18 protein-coding genes are annotated in these 15,656 nt (G+C 62.8%); 9 read left to right on the forward strand and 9 right to left on the reverse strand.

What is annotated here, in order from left to right; translation table 11 throughout:
- Positions 1 to 17 precede the first annotated feature (17 nt).
- Positions 18 to 743: an SDR family oxidoreductase gene (locus CH296_RS18475; RefSeq protein WP_094685458.1), complete on the reverse strand. Its 726-nt coding sequence runs from the start codon at positions 741 to 743 to the stop codon at positions 18 to 20.
- 405 nt (positions 744 to 1,148) lie between these two features.
- Between CH296_RS18475 and CH296_RS18480 the strand changes: the two genes are divergently transcribed.
- The 4 genes from CH296_RS18480 (at position 1,149) to CH296_RS18495 (ending at position 5,627) form a co-directional block, all read left to right on the forward strand.
- Positions 1,149 to 1,928: an ATP-binding cassette domain-containing protein gene (locus CH296_RS18480; protein ID WP_094685459.1), complete on the forward strand. Its 780-nt coding sequence runs from the start codon at positions 1,149 to 1,151 to the stop codon at positions 1,926 to 1,928.
- Positions 1,925 to 3,022, forward strand: coding sequence for an ABC transporter permease (locus CH296_RS18485; RefSeq protein ID WP_082073654.1), 1,098 nt, complete (start codon positions 1,925 to 1,927; stop codon positions 3,020 to 3,022). The genes CH296_RS18480 and CH296_RS18485 overlap by 4 nt, the downstream gene beginning before the upstream one ends.
- A gap of 53 nt (positions 3,023 to 3,075) precedes the next feature.
- Entirely contained in the window at positions 3,076 to 4,047 is a 972-nt protein-coding gene (locus CH296_RS18490; RefSeq protein WP_032395047.1) for an ABC transporter substrate-binding protein, read from the forward strand.
- 104 nt (positions 4,048 to 4,151) lie between these two features.
- Entirely contained in the window at positions 4,152 to 5,627 is a 1,476-nt protein-coding gene (locus CH296_RS18495) for a mannitol dehydrogenase family protein (RefSeq protein ID WP_094685460.1), read from the forward strand.
- On the opposite strand, the gene CH296_RS18500 is transcribed toward CH296_RS18495, so the two are convergent.
- Both CH296_RS18500 and CH296_RS18505 read right to left on the reverse strand, forming a co-directional pair.
- Entirely contained in the window at positions 5,615 to 6,406 is a 792-nt protein-coding gene (locus tag CH296_RS18500) for an acyl-CoA thioesterase II (protein WP_094630723.1), read from the reverse strand. The genes CH296_RS18495 and CH296_RS18500 overlap by 13 nt on opposite strands.
- Positions 6,407 to 6,485: 79 nt before the next feature.
- Positions 6,486 to 7,535 (reverse strand): SDR family oxidoreductase, encoded by a 1,050-nt coding sequence (locus CH296_RS18505; protein WP_094685461.1) that lies wholly within the window; start codon positions 7,533 to 7,535, stop codon positions 6,486 to 6,488.
- Between the two features lie 88 nt (positions 7,536 to 7,623).
- Here CH296_RS18505 and CH296_RS18510 point away from each other — a divergent pair, with 88 nt between their 5' ends.
- Complete coding sequence (locus CH296_RS18510) at positions 7,624 to 7,941, forward strand: helix-turn-helix transcriptional regulator (protein WP_032395051.1); 318 nt, start codon at positions 7,624 to 7,626, stop codon at positions 7,939 to 7,941.
- On the opposite strand, the gene CH296_RS18515 is transcribed toward CH296_RS18510, so the two are convergent.
- Positions 7,925 to 8,326, reverse strand: coding sequence for a hypothetical protein (locus CH296_RS18515; RefSeq protein WP_143546386.1), 402 nt, complete (start codon positions 8,324 to 8,326; stop codon positions 7,925 to 7,927). The genes CH296_RS18510 and CH296_RS18515 overlap by 17 nt on opposite strands.
- Positions 8,323 to 9,825, reverse strand: a complete 1,503-nt coding sequence (locus CH296_RS18520; RefSeq protein WP_094685496.1) for an SAM-dependent methyltransferase — start codon at positions 9,823 to 9,825, stop codon at positions 8,323 to 8,325. Before CH296_RS18520 ends, CH296_RS18515 begins: the two co-directional genes overlap by 4 nt.
- Before the next feature lie 82 nt (positions 9,826 to 9,907).
- Between CH296_RS18520 and CH296_RS18525 the strand changes: the two genes are divergently transcribed.
- Positions 9,908 to 10,411 carry a DUF1648 domain-containing protein gene (locus CH296_RS18525; protein WP_094630719.1) on the forward strand — a complete coding sequence of 168 codons (504 nt, stop codon included), beginning with the start codon at positions 9,908 to 9,910 and terminating at the stop codon, positions 10,409 to 10,411.
- Positions 10,412 to 10,472: 61 nt separating this feature from the next.
- On the opposite strand, the gene CH296_RS18530 is transcribed toward CH296_RS18525, so the two are convergent.
- Positions 10,473 to 11,720, reverse strand: a complete 1,248-nt coding sequence (locus CH296_RS18530) for a TetR family transcriptional regulator C-terminal domain-containing protein (protein WP_094630718.1) — start codon at positions 11,718 to 11,720, stop codon at positions 10,473 to 10,475.
- A gap of 173 nt (positions 11,721 to 11,893) precedes the next feature.
- Between CH296_RS18530 and CH296_RS18535 the strand changes: the two genes are divergently transcribed.
- The gene (locus CH296_RS18535) at positions 11,894 to 12,154 is read left to right on the forward strand and encodes a LuxR C-terminal-related transcriptional regulator (RefSeq protein ID WP_032395056.1); all 261 of its coding nucleotides are present in this window, start codon (positions 11,894 to 11,896) and stop codon (positions 12,152 to 12,154) included.
- Positions 12,155 to 12,158: 4 nt separating this feature from the next.
- Here CH296_RS18535 and CH296_RS18540 read toward each other — a convergent pair whose 3' ends face one another.
- Entirely contained in the window at positions 12,159 to 12,812 is a 654-nt protein-coding gene (locus tag CH296_RS18540; RefSeq protein ID WP_094630717.1) for a DedA family protein, read from the reverse strand.
- Between the two features lie 87 nt (positions 12,813 to 12,899).
- Between CH296_RS18540 and CH296_RS18545 the strand changes: the two genes are divergently transcribed.
- On the forward strand, positions 12,900 to 13,919 hold the full coding sequence (locus CH296_RS18545) for an SMP-30/gluconolactonase/LRE family protein (RefSeq protein ID WP_094685463.1): 1,020 nt from the start codon (positions 12,900 to 12,902) through the stop codon (positions 13,917 to 13,919).
- A gap of 61 nt (positions 13,920 to 13,980) precedes the next feature.
- Here CH296_RS18545 and CH296_RS18550 read toward each other — a convergent pair whose 3' ends face one another.
- Complete coding sequence (locus CH296_RS18550; protein ID WP_094685464.1) at positions 13,981 to 14,466, reverse strand: SRPBCC domain-containing protein; 486 nt, start codon at positions 14,464 to 14,466, stop codon at positions 13,981 to 13,983.
- A 3-nt stretch (positions 14,467 to 14,469) separates the two neighbouring features.
- Complete coding sequence (locus tag CH296_RS18555) at positions 14,470 to 14,811, reverse strand: ArsR family transcriptional regulator (RefSeq protein ID WP_032379688.1); 342 nt, start codon at positions 14,809 to 14,811, stop codon at positions 14,470 to 14,472.
- Between the two features lie 108 nt (positions 14,812 to 14,919).
- On the opposite strand from CH296_RS18555, the gene CH296_RS18560 reads away from it, so the two are divergent.
- Positions 14,920 to 15,609 carry a DUF998 domain-containing protein gene (locus CH296_RS18560; protein WP_256980501.1) on the forward strand — a complete coding sequence of 230 codons (690 nt, stop codon included), beginning with the start codon at positions 14,920 to 14,922 and terminating at the stop codon, positions 15,607 to 15,609.
- The last annotated feature ends 47 nt before the right edge of the window (positions 15,610 to 15,656 follow it).

Below are 15,656 nucleotides of genomic sequence, written 5' to 3' on the forward strand. Positions count from 1 at the left end.
TGCTCGTCGTCCGCTCGTCATCGACTGGTGTAACCGCCGTCCACCGGCAACGACACTCCCGTCACCATGGAAGCATCATCGCTCAACAAGAAGGCAATCGGCGCGGCAATCTCGTCCTCCGTGGCCCAGCGACCCAACGGCATCTGTGCCAGGAACGGCTCCTCGATCTCCGGACGACCCCAGTAGAACGCGGACATCTCCGTCATCACGACGGTCGGATTGACTCCGTTGACCCGGATTCCGTGGAGGCCGAGTTCGAGGGCCGAGACGCGAGTGATGTTGTCCAGGGCTGCTTTCGAGGAACCGTATGAGACGTGTCCTGTCAGCGCGACGAGACTGGCCTGGCTCGAGACGTTGACGATCGATCCGACACCGGCGGCGATCATCGCGGGGACGGTGTACTTGATGACGAGCAGAGCCCCGCGCGCGTTGATGGCGATGACCTTGTCGAAGACCGAGATGTCGGTGTCCTGAGGCGTCGCGATCTCGCCGCCGAAGCCCGCGCAGTTCACCACCCCGTACAGCTCCAAGCCGGAGACGGCGTCACGCACGCTGTCTTCCGACGTCAGATCGAAGGCCAGGGGTTGTGCGCCGGTCTCGTCGGCGAGCTTGTCCAATGCATCCACCGACTGGCCCGCGGCAACGACATCGGCACCGTCGGCCACGAGCCGTCGCACCGTCGCCGAGCCGATGCCTCCGCTGGCACCGGTCACCAAGATCGTCCGGCCGTCGAACTTCGCCATGGGGTCTACCTCTGCTGTTCCGAATGGATATGTCATCGATGTCATCGGCTCGCCGAGCGCGCACGATGTCATCGGTGTCATGGACGGTACCTCAGCCCGCCTCCGACGGCTCGAAAATCGAACAGATCGGTTATTTCTGCAGCTGAGAGACGGTACCGTCCGGTCCGATAGTGGTTCGACAGTGCGCCACCTTCCATGTGCATCGTTTGTGTCATGTCACCGGTGACATGAATTTTCGCGAAACACGTGACAACGCGGGTTGCGTGGGTCACACTCGTTTACACAACGAGCCCCGCGGGGAGCTCGACCCGCCTCGCAGATCACGTTCACCGACCGAGCTGCACGGGCACCGGTGGGGGTGTCCATCCCGCACCCGAAGGTTTTCGATCCGACCTAGGAGTATCCATGGCCAGCGTTGCACCTGTTGCGACACCGATCCTCGAAGCGAGGGGATTGTCGAGGAGCTTCGGAAACGTGCGCGCCCTCGACGATGCCGATTTCGACATCTACCCCGGCGAGGTCGTCGCCCTCATCGGCGACAACGGTGCCGGCAAGTCGACGTTGGTCAAGGCGCTCTCGGGAAGCCTTGCCGTCGACACCGGAGAGATCCTGTTCGACGGCAACTCCGTCGATCTCGACAGCCCAACGGTGGCAGCGGAACTCGGCATCGAGACGGTGTTCCAGGATCTCGCGCTCGCGCCGCACCTCAACGCCCAGCAGAACATGTTCCTCGGCCGGGAGCTGCCGGCGAGAGGCCCGCTCGGCCGACTCGGTTTCCTCGACGTGTCCACGATGCGCAAGCAATCGCAGGCCGCTCTCGACGAACTGGGAGCCACCGTTCGCAGTCTGACCGTCCCGGTCGGCTCGATGTCCGGTGGACAGCAGCAGGCCATCGCCATCGCACGTGCCGTCGCATGGGCCAAGGGCGTGGTGTTCCTCGACGAACCGACCGCTGCGCTCGGCGTGGTGCAGACCCGGAACGTACTCGACACCATTCGTCGGGTGGCAGATCGGGGAGTGGCAGTGGTCTTCATCAGTCACTCGATGCCACACGTCATCGAGGTCGCGGACCGCGTGCAAGTGCTGCGGATGGGCAGACGCGTCGCCACTCTCGACGCCAAGAACACGACCATGGAAGAACTCGTCGGTGCGATGACCGGCGCGACCACCGGAGCCACACGATGAGCAATCAGATCATCACCCCATCCATCGAACCGTTGCCGCCGAGCGAGAAGCCGTCGAAGCACACGTTCGACCTCGTCGAATCGCTCCGTAACCTCGCTCGCGTCCAGGTCTTCCAGATCGTCCTGGTGTTGGCAGCCATCTGCATCGTGTTCTCGATCATGGCTCCCGGGAGTTTCCCCGAGTGGGGCAACATTCGGCAGATCATCCAGAACGTCTCCATCCTGGCCGTCCTCGGGATCGGCATGACGTTCGTGATCGTCACCAGCGGCATCGACCTTTCCGTCGGGTCGGTTCTCGTCTTCTCCGGTGTCGTCTCGGCCAAGACCATGGCAGCCATCGGTGGCGACGGATGGGGAGTCGCCGCCGTCGGGATCGTGGTGGCCCTGGGATGCGGCCTCTGCTGGGGATTGCTCAACGGATTTCTGATCGGCAAGGCCAATGTGCCTCCACTGATCGTCACGCTCGGTACCCTGGGCGGCGCACTCGGGCTCTCGCAGGTCATCACCGGCGGCGTCGACATCCGAGACGTTCCACCGGTACTGGTCGACACGATCGGGTACGGAAATCTACCGGCCACCACCATCCCGCTGATCTCGAGCATCGCCCTGGTGCTGGTGGTCATCTTCGGAATCGTGCTGCATCGCACCAAGTTCGGTCTCTACACGTTCGCCGTCGGCTCGAAGGAACAGTCCGCTCGTCGAGTCGGCATCAAGGTGGACATGCACCTGGTCAAGATCTACGCACTCTCGGGCACCCTCGCCGGACTCGCAGGAATTCTGTCGCTCTCGCAGTACGGCACCACCGCCATCGCGGGTCAGTCGCAGACCAACCTCAATGTCATTGCGGCCGTTGTCATCGGCGGAACGAGCCTGTTCGGTGGCATCGGCACGATGTTCGGCACCGTCGTCGGACTCTTCATTCCCGCAGTGCTGCAGAACGGATTCGTCATCGTCGGCGTTCAGCCGTTCTGGCAGCAGGTCGCCGTCGGCGCCGTCCTCATCGCCGCCGTGTACTTCGATCAGCGTCGTCGTGACGCAGCGAGTCGAGGTCAGTCGCCCAGCTCGCTCAAGAAACTCTGGTCCCGAAGTCCGTAGCTCGGGCCGGCCCACAACTCCCTCCCGCACAATCCCTTACAAGAAAGTCGACCATGATCACATCACGCACCGCCGTCGTTGCACTGAGTGTCGCTTCGGTCTCCGCCATGTTTCTGGCGGGCTGCTCGTCCGACTCCGGAAGCGGTGACGGCAGCGGCAAGATCGCCTTCATCCAGGGCGTGAGCGGCGACGAGTTCTACATCAGCATGCAGTGCGGAATCGAAGCTGCAGCCGAGGCCGCCGGCGTCACCGTCGACACTCAGGGCCCGGTCAAGTTCGATCCCACGCTGCAGAAGCCGATCGTCGATTCCGTCGTCGCATCGCGGCCGTCGGCCATCCTGATCGCGCCCACCGACGTCGCGGCGATGCAGGCACCGTTGGCGGCTGCGGCGAACGCGGGCATCAAGGTCGTCCTCGTCGACACCACCCTCGAAGATCCGTCCATCGCGGTGTCGTCGATCTCCTCGGACAACAAGGGCGGTGGAGCGGAAGCATTCAACGCCATCCAGGAGCTCAACCCCTCCGGCGGCAAGGTTCTGGTCATCTCCACCGACCCCGGTATCTCCACCGCCGATGCGCGTGTCGAAGGCTTCGAAGAGGCCGTAGGAGCCAATTCGGCATTCGACTACCTCGGAGTGCAGTACAGCCACAACGACCCGGCCGAAGCTGCCCGCTTGGTCTCGGCCGCTCTGGCCAAGGACCCCGACATCGTCGGCATCTTCGCCGCCAATACCTTCGCAGCCGAGGGCACCGCGACGGGCGTCCGGCAGGCAGGCAAGCAGGACCAGGTCAAGATCGTCGGATTCGATGCCGGTCCCGCACAGGTCAAGCAGCTGCGTGAAGGAACAGTGCAGGCACTGATCGCCCAGCAGCCCGACACGATCGGCACCGACGGCGTCGAGCAGGCCATGGCTGCGATCGACAACAAGCCGGTCACGTCCGAAATCTCCACCGGCTTCCACGTCATCACCGCCGACAACATCGACGGCGACGGTGCGCAGTACGTCTACAAGTCGTCCTGCTGACCTGTAGCACCTCGAACTGCGGTGGTGCTCCTGGGGGCAGCACATGCCCGGGAGCGCCACCGCTCACCAATTCCATCCGAATCGTTCGACCCGAGGAACCTGTCATGACCATGCTTCGCCGCGCGACGTTGGAATCGCTGCCTGCGACCGTCACGAAGCCGGCCTACGACTTGGACGAATTGCACTGCGGTGTGGTGCATTTCGGCGTCGGCGCGTTTCATCGCGCACATCAGGCGGTGTACTTCGATCGGCTGCTCGCGGCCGGACATCTCGACTGGGCTCTGTGCGGAGTGGGAGTGTTGCCGGGAGACAGGAAGATCGGGGACGTCCTCGACTCGCAGGACCACCTCTACACCCTCGTCACAGTGGATCCGGACGGTCGACGGGACGCCCGGGTGATCGGTTCGGTCGCCGACTTCGTCTACGCGCCCGACGATCCGCAGGGCGTACTCGATGTGCTCAGCTCACCCGCCACGATGATCGTGTCCTTGACCATCACCGAGTCCGGTTACGGCGTCGACGACGCCACCGGAGCGTTCGCGCCCACCGATCCCGCAGTGCTGCACGACCTGGGGGACATCTCGGTACCGTCGAGTGTCTTCGGCTTCCTCACCGTTGCCCTCGCCACCCGCCGGTACCACGGGATTCCGCCCTTCACCGTGATGTCGTGCGACAACATCGTTCACAACGGGTCGGTGACCCGAACGGCGTTGACCTCGTTCGCCCGTCATCACGACGCCGATCTCGCCGACTGGATCGACGCAACGGTGGCGTTTCCCAACTCGATGGTCGACCGCATCACCCCTGCTACGACGGCCGCCGTCATCGAGGACGTGCGCAGCGACTTCGGAATCGACGATGGCTGGCCGGTGCGGTCGGAATCGTTCTCGCAGTGGGTGGTCGAAGACACCTTCTCGTTCGGGCGACCTCCCTTCGGCGAGGTCGGAGTGCAACTCGTCGCCGACGTCGCGCCGTACGAACACATGAAACTGCGGCTGCTCAACGGCTCCCATCAGGCGATGAGCTACCTCGGCATACTCGCCGAGTACACCCACGTGCACGAGGTGATGGCCAGCCCAGACCTGCACGAATTCGTCGCGTCGTACATGCGGAACGAGGCCGCACCCACCCTCGCCCCTGTACCGGGAATCGACATCGAGGGCTACATAGACCAACTGCTGCAACGCTTTTCCAGCCTTGCCGTTCGCGACACGCTCGAACGGCAGATCGTCGACGCGTCCGCCCGCATTCCGAAGTTCGTACTGCCGGTGATCCGCGACCTGCTGGCCCGGGATCGATGCGTCGACCACTGCGCGTTGATACTCGCAGCGTGGTGCGGTGTCTACGAGCGCGGAGACGTGCCGATGCTCGACGCGGATGCCGAACATCTTCAGCGGCTGTCCTGGGAAGACCACGACAACCCCGGTGCCTTCCTGGCGAATCCTGCTGTGTTCGGGGGTCTCTCGACCAGTCCTCGGCTGCGAGGCGCGTACCAGAGGGCCAAACGGTCGCTTCAGGACAGCGGAGCGCGCGGAGCCGTACGGCGCGTGCTGGAACAGTCGGTCGGTCAGGCCTTGTAATAGACCACCTGGTGACTCGTCGCCAGCAATGTCCCGCCCCCGGTCCACAGTTCGGCCGTCTGGTCGAAGTAACCTCGGTGGAAGCGGCGCGCTCGGGCAGTGCCGAGGATGTACCCGTCGGAGTGGCTGACGAGATCCTCGGGCGTCGCGAAGAAGTGGGTCGTCAGTGAGATGGTGCCCGCCGGAACGTAGCGACCGAGACGCTGAAAGATCCTGGGATAGAACACATCGCTGAGCGATGTCAGTGCCGGGAAGTCCAACGGACGCGGCGGTGTGTCTCGAATCCACAGGGTTTCGGTCGAGTCCGCGGATTCCTGGTCGCTCAGAGCGCCTGCCACGAAGCGCATCTCGTAGTTCTGTGCCCAGGCGATTGCATCGGGAAATGTGCCTCGGGGCGTCTCGGCGGGGGAGGGAACGGTCGGTGCCACTGCCTCGATGGTGTCCCACGTCTCGCGCCTCGTACCGAACACTGCTGTTGCGGTGGTGGCGACGTCGCCACCCTGAGTCAGTTCGAGATACCAGTGTTGATTGCTTCGGTTGGTGCGCACGGCACGCGCCGAGATATCGAACTCACCCTCGGCGACGGGGCCGGCGAAGTTCACCGTCAGCGAGACCGGTGAACCCAGACATTCGGGATGCAGCTCGATGGCACGGACGAACGTTGCGGCGGTGAGACCACCGAACGGGCCGACCATGTTGTTGTACGGTGCCGACGTCCTACCGCGGTAAATGCCGTCGGAAACGGTCTCGAGTGCCACTGCTGTGTCGAACGGATGCATTGTTCTCCCGTAGGTCTCGATCGGCGTTGGTGCCGATTCAAACTATCCGGCTCACCTACACGCCACGCAGGGTGGCTCCTCACGGAATGATTTGCCGGCTGCGTAGCTCGGCGAAGATCCCGGCGAACATGGCCTCGGTGTCGACGAAGCGGTGAAATCCCATGCGACGGGCCTTGGAACCGTCGGCGATGACGTCGTAATCCCAGGAGAACACGAAATCACCGAATGCCCAGGAAGAGACGTCGGAATACGGAGTCGACTGCAGTCCGTGCTCGGCGACGATGGAATCCCACAGCGGCTCCTTGTCTGCCATGACGTCCGCCAGGGACATCGGTAACGGAGTTGCGGTGTCGAGGTCGAACAGACCCGCGATGCGCGGCCACATCTCGCTCCAGCGAAACAGGTCGCCGTTGGTGATGTTGAACGCCTGATTGGCGCAGGTCGGCGTGGTGGCCGCCCATACCGTCGCCTCTGCGAGCAACGATGCGTCGGTCATCTCGAGCAGCGCGCCGAAGGCACCGGGCTTTCCCGGAAACCGCATGGGGACGCCCAGTTTCGCGCACATGGTGGCGTACACGGCGATGACGGTGGCCAGGTTCATCGGGTTCCCCAGAGCGACACCGCACACCACCGATGGCCGGATGGCCGACCAGGTCCATCGCTTGCCGAATTGCCGCGCCTCGAGAAACTGCTGCTGATCGACGTTGAACTCGGGCGGCATGTGGGGCGGATCGGATTCTCGCGCCGGGGTTTTGAAGGGCCCCAGGTGTGCGCCGTACACCTTGTATCCCTGCATCAGACTCACGTGCTCGAGGTCCGGTGAACTGTCCTCGATGGCCGTGACCACGTTGACGAGCATCGAGAGATTGGGGGCGACGAGTTCGGCCCAGCTCAGTCTCTCCTGATACGCGGCGTAGAAGATGTGCGTGACGTCGGTGAGCTCGGCCAGTCTGCGGTGCGTCTCGTCGGCGTCGAGCAGATCCACCGCGATGTGCCGGACGCGTCCGTCGTCGATACCGCCGCGGCGTGAGAGCCCGACGATGTCCCAATCACCTGTTCGCTGCAGGTGATCGACCAAGTTACCGCCGATCACTCCGTTGGCTCCCACTATCACTGCTACGTGTGACATGAACTTCTCCTATCTGGATATCGCGATATTGCGATGTCATTAGTAGACCACATATCGGGATATTGCGATATTGGAGTAGGCTTCGAGGGTGGCTGACGAACTGGACCCCGCAGAGCTCGCGGCGGTGTTCGGTGCGCTGAGCAATCCCGCGCGATTGGCGATCATGCGGTGGCTCAAGGATCCCAATGACTTTCCGCCCCAGCTCGAGCCCGCCGAGGACGTAGGAGTGTGCCTCAAGCACATTCGATCGCGGGCGGGTGTTTCGCAGTCCACAGCCTCGCAGTACATGGCCGTGCTGCAACGCGCGCAGCTGGTGACAAGCACCAAGATCGGCCCCTGGGTGCATTACAAACGCAACGACGAATTCCTCGACCGACTGGCCGAGACGATCAAGTCCGATCTGTGACGTCTGTAAGCGGTGGGTTCGACCGGGGCTTTCTTCTTCGGTTCGACACCAGGTTGATGAACCCGGACAGCGCGAGACTGCCGCCAGGGTAGAGAAGAAGACCGAGTGAAAAGATGACGGGTTCCGAGGCGTCCTTCACCATGTACACCGCGCCGACGCCGGTGAGAACCACTCCCACAACGGTGGCAAGCGCGATGGTTCGCCGGCTCTGACGGGACAACCGCGTCGAGATCAAGGCTGCGAAACCTGCGAACACGCAGAGGAAGATCGACGCGATGAACAACGCATCCGACTTCACCACAGTGGCAGCGACGTACATAAATCCGCCGATGAACAGCAGCACCAGTTCCGGAACAGGCTGTCGCTGAGGAGTATCGACACTCATTGTGGCAGTCCCCTCGCGAGATCCACCGCGCGAGTGAGCGATGCTGCCCCCAACAGTAGACCGTGTACGGCCGCACCATCGGCAGCACGTTCTCTCAGCGCGACGGTGTCCGTCGCGCAGGCGATGGCCCGTAGGTCGATGCGCTGCAACAGCTTCTTCGTCACCGGTCGCTTGCTGTCCCAGAATGCGAGGGCCGCGATGAGATCAGTCGCTTCCGGTCCGGTCAACAGTGCATGGGCGACGGCGCATGCCGCTGGGTCCTCGAATGGCAGTAGATAGGTGGCGTCGTCGAACACCGCAGGTTTTCCGTCGTAGGGGCCGACCATCCTGAACTGCGGAATCTTGTGGAATCCGGAGATCGCGATCTTGTAGGGCGCAAACGTGTACGGCCCGACACCGAAGATGCAGAACCGGGCGCGATTTCGGTAGATCGACGACTTCCGGCCATCGAGAGCTGTCGCGTTGTCGGTCAGGTACTTCCACAACTTCGGTGCGCTGTCCGCCAACTGTGCGGTGTCGTCACCGGTGTGGGATTGCGGCACGATCATCCATCGCGAGACCACGCTCAACTTGTCGCGATAGACGTCGGTGCATTTGAACAGGGGAAACAGGAAGTCTGTCTCGACGTCGACCGTAGCTCCGAGTTTGGTTCGTGGGCCGTCGTTCTCGGCCAGTTCCATGACGGCAGACGCATCGTGTTTGATGCCCTGACGCCACATCAATGGACTGATGCCATCGAACTGCTTGCTTCGCTCGTAGGCGTCGACGTCCGCGACGAGTTGTCCGTCGACCACTCCGATCCTGCTGCTGGGGTGCAGTGCGTCCATGCTCGAATACATCTGCGCGGTGTGGTCGGTGGCACCGGTTCCGAGTTCGACCACGAACCAGCAGGCATCGACTCCGGCGTCGAACCACTTCTTGGCGTCGATGGGGCGCAGACTCGAACCGGTGATCGGAAGGCCGTGCCGAGCGCAGTGCAACAGGACGTTTCGAGCTACCTGGGTTTTGCAGATCATCGCAACGGTGACCGGGCGATCTGCGAACTCGGTGAGCAACTTGATCCAAATGAACTCCGCAACATCGAAATTCGAGCTTCCGGTGATCGCATCGATGCCGCGCACGTTCCCGGTGTTCGCACGAGCCGGTCTGTTGTTGGAACCCAGAACCGACAGCTGTGAGTTGGTCACCCACGGTGGGTTGCCGACGACGAGGGTCGGGCCCGACTCCGACGTCCATGCGATGTCGCGCGCCAGGTCGAAATCGAAGATCGATGCTGTGATCACCCTGCCGAATATCGATGCTGCCGCGGCGTACTCGGGCTGCACTTCGATTCCGACCCGTTCTGTGTCGGGGTGACGCTCACCGATGACCGACAAGAAGTTCCCGACACCACACGTGGGTTCCAGGACACGAGTCCACTGCCGTCGAGGCAGGGTGTTCACCAACGCACGTGCCAACTCGATCGGGGTCTGGAAGTCCCCGAACTCGTTGTTGGGCATCGATGCCTCCGGCGGTGGTGCGAACAAGTTCCTTCTACGGCACTCAACCACACCACTGCCGAAGGCATTAAAGTCGACTGGGATGAAGCTCTCGCGTGCGGCCCTACTGCTGTCAACTCTGGCGTTCATCGTCGCTCTGATCTGGGTCGCCGTCACTGCGGGGGATCAAGTGCCCGCGCACTTCGACGGGTCCGGTCAGGTCGATCGCATGGAGTCGAAGCTGTCCTTCCTGCTCACGATGGGCGGCATCGGATTCGCGATCATCGGGTTGTTCGCGAGCATCGGGTGGTGGTTCCCCAAGGTTCCGGGGTCCATGGTGAATCTGCCGAGCCGGACGATGCACGAGTATTGGACTGCCGCCGAGAACCGACCCGAGCTGAACCGAAAGATGGCCGAGGACCTCGAGTGGATCGGTGCGGCAACGGCATTGCTGTTCGCCTGGATCACCGGCGTTGCGGGTGCAACGACGGGCGACTCGGTCGGCGTCTGGGTTCTCGCCGTCCCGACGGCGCTGTACCTGCTGGCCGTTCTGGGATACGTGGTGTTCGTCGTCAAAGGCGGCCGGTACCGCGTATCGAAGAACTGAATCAGGGGAGTGGTTGCAGCATCGCCAATTTCGGGTTCGATGACACACGGCCGGTCGATGTTCAGTGCGTACCGAGTCCGTCGAGGAGAAGTTCACCGACGAACGTCGCGTTGTCCTGTGGGCTGTTCTGTCGTCGGGTGAAGCATCGCATCAGCAGAGTGTTGGTGATTCCGGCAGCGAGATCCACTGGGCTCGAGCTCGTTCGGAAGACGCCGGTGTCCTGTCCTCGCGCGATGACCGGTGCAATGATCGCCGGCAGGTTGAGCTTCTCCTTGATCGAGATCAGCCCCTCCGGCTCGCCGTAGGTGTCGTGTGCGACGGCGACGAGGAGAGCGTCCATGAACTCGAGTTCGTCGGCGGCGAGTTGCGCGCACCGCAGCATGTGATTCCGCAGAATCGTGAGCTCGTCGAGGCCCAGCAACTGGTCGTCGGCCACCGACTCGCGAAGACGATCGACTCGACTCTGCAGTGCTGCAACGATGACGGACGGTTTGGTCGGAAACAGTGTCTTGCACGCCGCCCTCGGCACTCCCGCGATATCGGCGACGTCGTCCATTCGCGTCATGAAGTAGCCACGCTTTCCGAACTCGTCGCGCGCAGCGGTGACGATCGCAGCACGCGGATCGCGGGGCAGCGGCCGCTCCTCGCCCGAGACACCGACTTCCCCCACGACGTCATCGAGGTGCTGATGATGCCCCGACGTGTCGACGACGGCCCCGAGGAAGGCGAGCAGCGCATCGGACAACACATCGGCCGATACGGAAGCGGCGTCGACCTGACTGCGGATGCGAAAGCCGTCCACGACGGCATTGACCGTCACGGCGAACGATCGGGCCGTGAAGGGACGGCGAAAGGCTCCACCGTCGGGAGCGAACAGCACCTCGAATGCGTCGAGCACGGCGTCGTCACGCAGGCGGTACTCAGCGGCGAGTGCCGCGGAAGCGGGTCCGCGGAAAACATGGTCGAGAAGAGACGCGGTGGTGCTCTTCCGGTCGACGATTGCCGGGAAGTGGTCCGCGACGAGCGCCGACACCGATGCGCGAATCGACGCGCCGCTGTTCGTCATCTGCGCGCGAACGATGTCGTGGATGGCGACCGGTGGAGGAGTACGGGACAAATGTTCGACGACCGCGGCGAGGAAGTCGGATTTGGTCTTGAACTTGCGGAAGAACGTCGCCGTCGACGACTCGGTCTCGTGGACGACGTCCTCGATGCGCAGTCCGCGTTCGAGGATCTTGCGCGGATGTGCGATGAGCAATGACACACCCGCCTCGACGAAGTGGGCGGCGGTCGCGTCGAGCTCGGTCATAGAGCCGGACTTTACCCAGGTGGGGCCAAGATCGAGGTCGCGGGCGACAGTATTCACTCTCAGGTGAGAGCGACCTCGGTCATTCCTCGGAGTGACCCAGCGGAGCGGTTGCGGTGTCATTGGCCGTGTTCGCGCCACCGGGACAGCGGCGGTGCCCGACACCAAGGACCTCCATGACAGTGCTCGATATCCGCGTCGGCGACGCACCCGACCCCCGGCTCAGCGCTCGTGAAATCGAAGTACTCACCGCCTGGCTCATCTCGGATTCCAAAGCGGAGGCGTCCCGTTCGCTCTATCTGTCGATGGGAACCGTCAATACACATCTGACTCGCATCAGAGCGAAATACACGGCGGTGGGGCGAACGGCACCGACCAAGGCGACGTTGCTGGTGCGTGCGCTGCAGGACGGGTTCATCGACATCGACGATCTGTGAGCGGCTATTGCACCTCGACGCGTCTGGACTTGATCTTCTTCACCACGAACCAGGCGATCAGCGCGACGACTATGCCGATGACGACGTACTGGAACACCGAGGCGTAGTTCTCCACGTAATGCCAGTTCTCGCCGAGGAAGTAGCCGGAGAGTACGAAGATCGAGTTCCAGATCAGGCTGCCGAGAGTGGTGTACAGGGTGAATTGGAGAATCGGCATCCGGGACACGCCGGCCGGGATGGATATGCCCGAACGGACGACCGGGATCATGCGGCCGAAGAACACTGCCGACCGACCGTGACGGGTGAACCAGTCCTCTGCCTTGGTCAGATCCTCGGTGCCGACGAACGGCATCTTCTCGACGATGGCATACATCCGATCGCGGCCGAGCTTGATGCCGAGCCAGTACAGGACGAGTGCGCCGATCACCGAGCCTGCCGTCGTCCAGAACAACGCACTCAGCAGCGTCATGCCGCCCTGCGACGCGGTGAACCCGGCGAGAGGGAGGATGATCTCGCTGGGAAGGGGCGGGAAGAAGTTCTCCGCGGCGACGGCGATTCCGGCCCCAGGGCCGCCGATGGCCTCCATCAAACTCACTGCCCATCCGGCAATCCCTCCGAGGTCGCTGTCGGCTGCGGCAAGGGAGGAAAGGGCACTCATGGCAACGACTGTACGAAACCGACGCCAGGAAAATCTGCTCACCAGGACAAATGCCCGAGAATTGAGACATATGGAACACTCGACGGTGTGAACCGAGTCTCCCGAGTAGTCCCCGCTGTTGCCGTTGCCACACTCCTGCTGAGTGCCTGCGGGTCCTCGGATTCGGCCGAGCCGGCACCGAGCACCCCGAGCGGTTCCTCCTCGTCGGCGACAACGTCATCGAGTTCGAGCACCGCAACGGTCTACGACCTACCCGGTAGCGGAGTGTTCCCCGAGGGCATCACCGCCGCGGACGACACGTTCTACGTGACGTCGACGTCCGACGGAGCGGTGTTCCGCGGAACCGTCGGATCTCCCGATGTGTCGGTGTTCCTACCCGGCGGCGCGGACGGACGCACCGGTGCTGCGGGTATCGATGTGACCGATGACGACGATCGCGCCGACTACCTGGTGATCGCCGGTGGAGCCACCGGCAAGGTGTGGGTGTACGACGCCGAATCCGGTGACCTGGTGGCCACGTTCACCAACGGTCTCGGTGCAGACGCGACATTCCTCAACGACGTCGCCATTGCCGACAACGGCGATGCCTACGTCACGGACTCGCGCAGCCCGGCGTTGTACCGCATTCCCGCCGAACAGATGACCGCCGGAACGCAGGACGGACCGTTGGAAACGTTCGTGAGCTTCGACGGCACTCCGTTCGCGTACGGCGAGGGGTTCAACGCCAACGGCATCGTGGAGAACGACGACGAATCTGCGTTGATCGTCGTGCAGTCGAGCACCGGCAACCTGTATCGGATCGACAAGACTTCCAAGGAGGTCACACAGGTCGATCTCGGGGGAGCGACACTCATGAACGGCGACGGGATGGAGATGGACGACGACACGCTGTACGTCGTCCGTAATCGCGACGGTGTTATCGCGAAGGTCGACCTCGATGACGACGGCAGAACCGGCGCGGTCACCGGCGAGATCACCGACGCATCGTTCGCGTATCCGACAACCGTTGCAGCGATGGACGATCGGCTGTACGTGGTGAACAGTCAGTTCGACAAGCGTGGGGGAGAGCCCGTCGAGCCGTTCACCGTCAGCTCGGTTCCGGAATAGAGCGGCTTCGCCGCACGTGCACGAAAGTTCGTAGCAGAGACCGAGTTTCCGTGCACAACGATCAGTCAGCGACGATGGCGTCGATCTGACCGAGTGCCAGGGCCATACCCTCGTCCATGCCCATCTCGACGAGTTCTTCGAGCTGGCTGAGGCTGTCGAATCGCGAACGTATGGTCATACGCGTTCTGCCGTCGACGTTTTCGAGGGTCGCGGTGGCATGGGTGACGGGCATCGTCGACGACGGGTTGCCGGAGTCGTCGGCGAAACCGTCATCGAAGGACAGTGTGGTCGGCGCGAAGATCTCGGTGAAAAGCCACCAGCCGGCGGCTTTTTCGCCCTCAGGGCCGGTCATGTAGTACGACGCCCTTCCGCCCGGAACGAAGTCGTGGCTGTCGAATGTCGCGGGCCACGTCGGTGGGCCCCACCATTTTTCGAGCTGGCGTGGGTCCTCCCAAATCTGCCAGACCCGTTCGACGTTCGCGTCGAACTCGGCGACCAAGGTCATGGTCAAGTTCTCCGCATCCTTGTGTGAGCTGATGAACGGCATGATTCAGCCTTTCTCATCTGTGGACAGAAGGTCGTCGATCCGGTCGACCCGGTGTCGCCAGATCTCCTCGTAGGTATCGAGTAATTCACGAGCTTTCGCGATGGTGTCCAATCGAACTCTCACGATCTGCTCCCTGCCACGCTTGTGCTTCGTGATCACGGCAGCACGTTCGAGGACCGCGACGTGTTTTTGTACTGCGGCAAAACTCATGGCGTAGTGAGATGCCAAGTCCGAGACCGACTGTTCGCCCACGGTGACCTTGGCGACGATGTCACGTCGTGTCGTGTCCGCGAACGCCTGGAAGAGGCGATCGACCTCCGCATCACTCAACTGATCTACAACCATGTGGTTGTACGTTATTCGTGCCTCGGTCCTCCGTCAAGGGGGCACATCGATTTGTCGGGCAACATGGAGTGTGGACGGCGACCCTCGTCGGCCGAGAGGAGTGCCAAGGTGCGGATTCGATCGGCCATGATCGGCGCGCTGCTGATTGTGTTGGGAGCCCTGGTAGTGCTGGTTCTCGATCTGCACACCGCGTGGCAGACGCCCTCGCATCTGCGTCGCACGATCAGTGAATACGGACTCGGCGCGCAGCAGTGGGTGTTCTCGATCGGGGTCGTCCTACTCGCTCTCGGTTCGGCGCTCACCCTCGTGTCCGCGATTCGGCATCGCCTCACTCGGCCTGGCGCAATAGCCTCGATCTTCCTCACACTGTGGACCCTGGGACTTATTGCCGTCGTCGCTGTGCCGAAACAGGATTGGTCGAACGACGCCTCACTGAGTCTCGGCGGGACGATCCATCGACTGGGGGCTGCCGTGGCGTTCGTCAGCATCCCGGTCGCAGTCTTTACGTTCTCTCGGCCCTGGCTTCGTGACACCGTGTGGGCAGTGCGCGCCCGCGTGACCATGGGACTCAGCGCGCTCTCCGTCGTGACACTGATGCCCATCGTCTACGCGCTGGCAGTGGGAGCAACCGGCTCGCGGCCTTGGTACCGCGTAGTCACACTCGGCTACGTGGAGCGGGTGCTCGTCGTCGCCGAAGTGATCGCATTGATATCGCTGGCGCTGTGGGTGTGGGCGGCAGAACGAAGGAGCCGCACCTCGAAGGCGACTCGGGAGCTGCGAGCCTCTCAGCCTGTCTGAGGGAACCGATCGAGCACGCGTCGCGTCCAACCGTTCAGTGACGTCTG

This window comes from Rhodococcus sp. 14-2496-1d (assembly GCF_002259365.1).
In the GTDB taxonomy this organism is placed as follows: domain Bacteria; phylum Actinomycetota; class Actinomycetes; order Mycobacteriales; family Mycobacteriaceae; genus Rhodococcoides.

Excerpts from the sequence above, each read along its gene's own strand:
- CH296_RS18475 (WP_094685458.1), bottom strand. The coding sequence starts at position 743 with ATGGCGAAGTTCGACGGCCGGACGATCTTGGTGACCGGTGCCAGCGGA.
- CH296_RS18480 (WP_094685459.1), top strand. The coding sequence starts at position 1,149 with ATGGCCAGCGTTGCACCTGTTGCGACACCGATCCTCGAAGCGAGGGGA.
- CH296_RS18485 (WP_082073654.1), top strand. The coding sequence starts at position 1,925 with ATGAGCAATCAGATCATCACCCCATCCATCGAACCGTTGCCGCCGAGC.
- CH296_RS18490 (WP_032395047.1), top strand. The coding sequence starts at position 3,076 with ATGATCACATCACGCACCGCCGTCGTTGCACTGAGTGTCGCTTCGGTC.
- CH296_RS18495 (WP_094685460.1), top strand. The coding sequence starts at position 4,152 with ATGACCATGCTTCGCCGCGCGACGTTGGAATCGCTGCCTGCGACCGTC.
- CH296_RS18500 (WP_094630723.1), bottom strand. The coding sequence starts at position 6,406 with ATGCATCCGTTCGACACAGCAGTGGCACTCGAGACCGTTTCCGACGGC.
- CH296_RS18505 (WP_094685461.1), bottom strand. The coding sequence starts at position 7,535 with ATGTCACACGTAGCAGTGATAGTGGGAGCCAACGGAGTGATCGGCGGT.
- CH296_RS18515 (WP_143546386.1), bottom strand. The coding sequence starts at position 8,326 with ATGAGTGTCGATACTCCTCAGCGACAGCCTGTTCCGGAACTGGTGCTG.
- CH296_RS18520 (WP_094685496.1), bottom strand. The coding sequence starts at position 9,825 with ATGCCCAACAACGAGTTCGGGGACTTCCAGACCCCGATCGAGTTGGCA.
- CH296_RS18525 (WP_094630719.1), top strand. The coding sequence starts at position 9,908 with ATGAAGCTCTCGCGTGCGGCCCTACTGCTGTCAACTCTGGCGTTCATC.
- CH296_RS18530 (WP_094630718.1), bottom strand. The coding sequence starts at position 11,720 with ATGACCGAGCTCGACGCGACCGCCGCCCACTTCGTCGAGGCGGGTGTG.
- CH296_RS18535 (WP_032395056.1), top strand. The coding sequence starts at position 11,894 with ATGACAGTGCTCGATATCCGCGTCGGCGACGCACCCGACCCCCGGCTC.
- CH296_RS18540 (WP_094630717.1), bottom strand. The coding sequence starts at position 12,812 with ATGAGTGCCCTTTCCTCCCTTGCCGCAGCCGACAGCGACCTCGGAGGG.
- CH296_RS18550 (WP_094685464.1), bottom strand. The coding sequence starts at position 14,466 with ATGCCGTTCATCAGCTCACACAAGGATGCGGAGAACTTGACCATGACC.
- CH296_RS18555 (WP_032379688.1), bottom strand. The coding sequence starts at position 14,811 with ATGGTTGTAGATCAGTTGAGTGATGCGGAGGTCGATCGCCTCTTCCAG.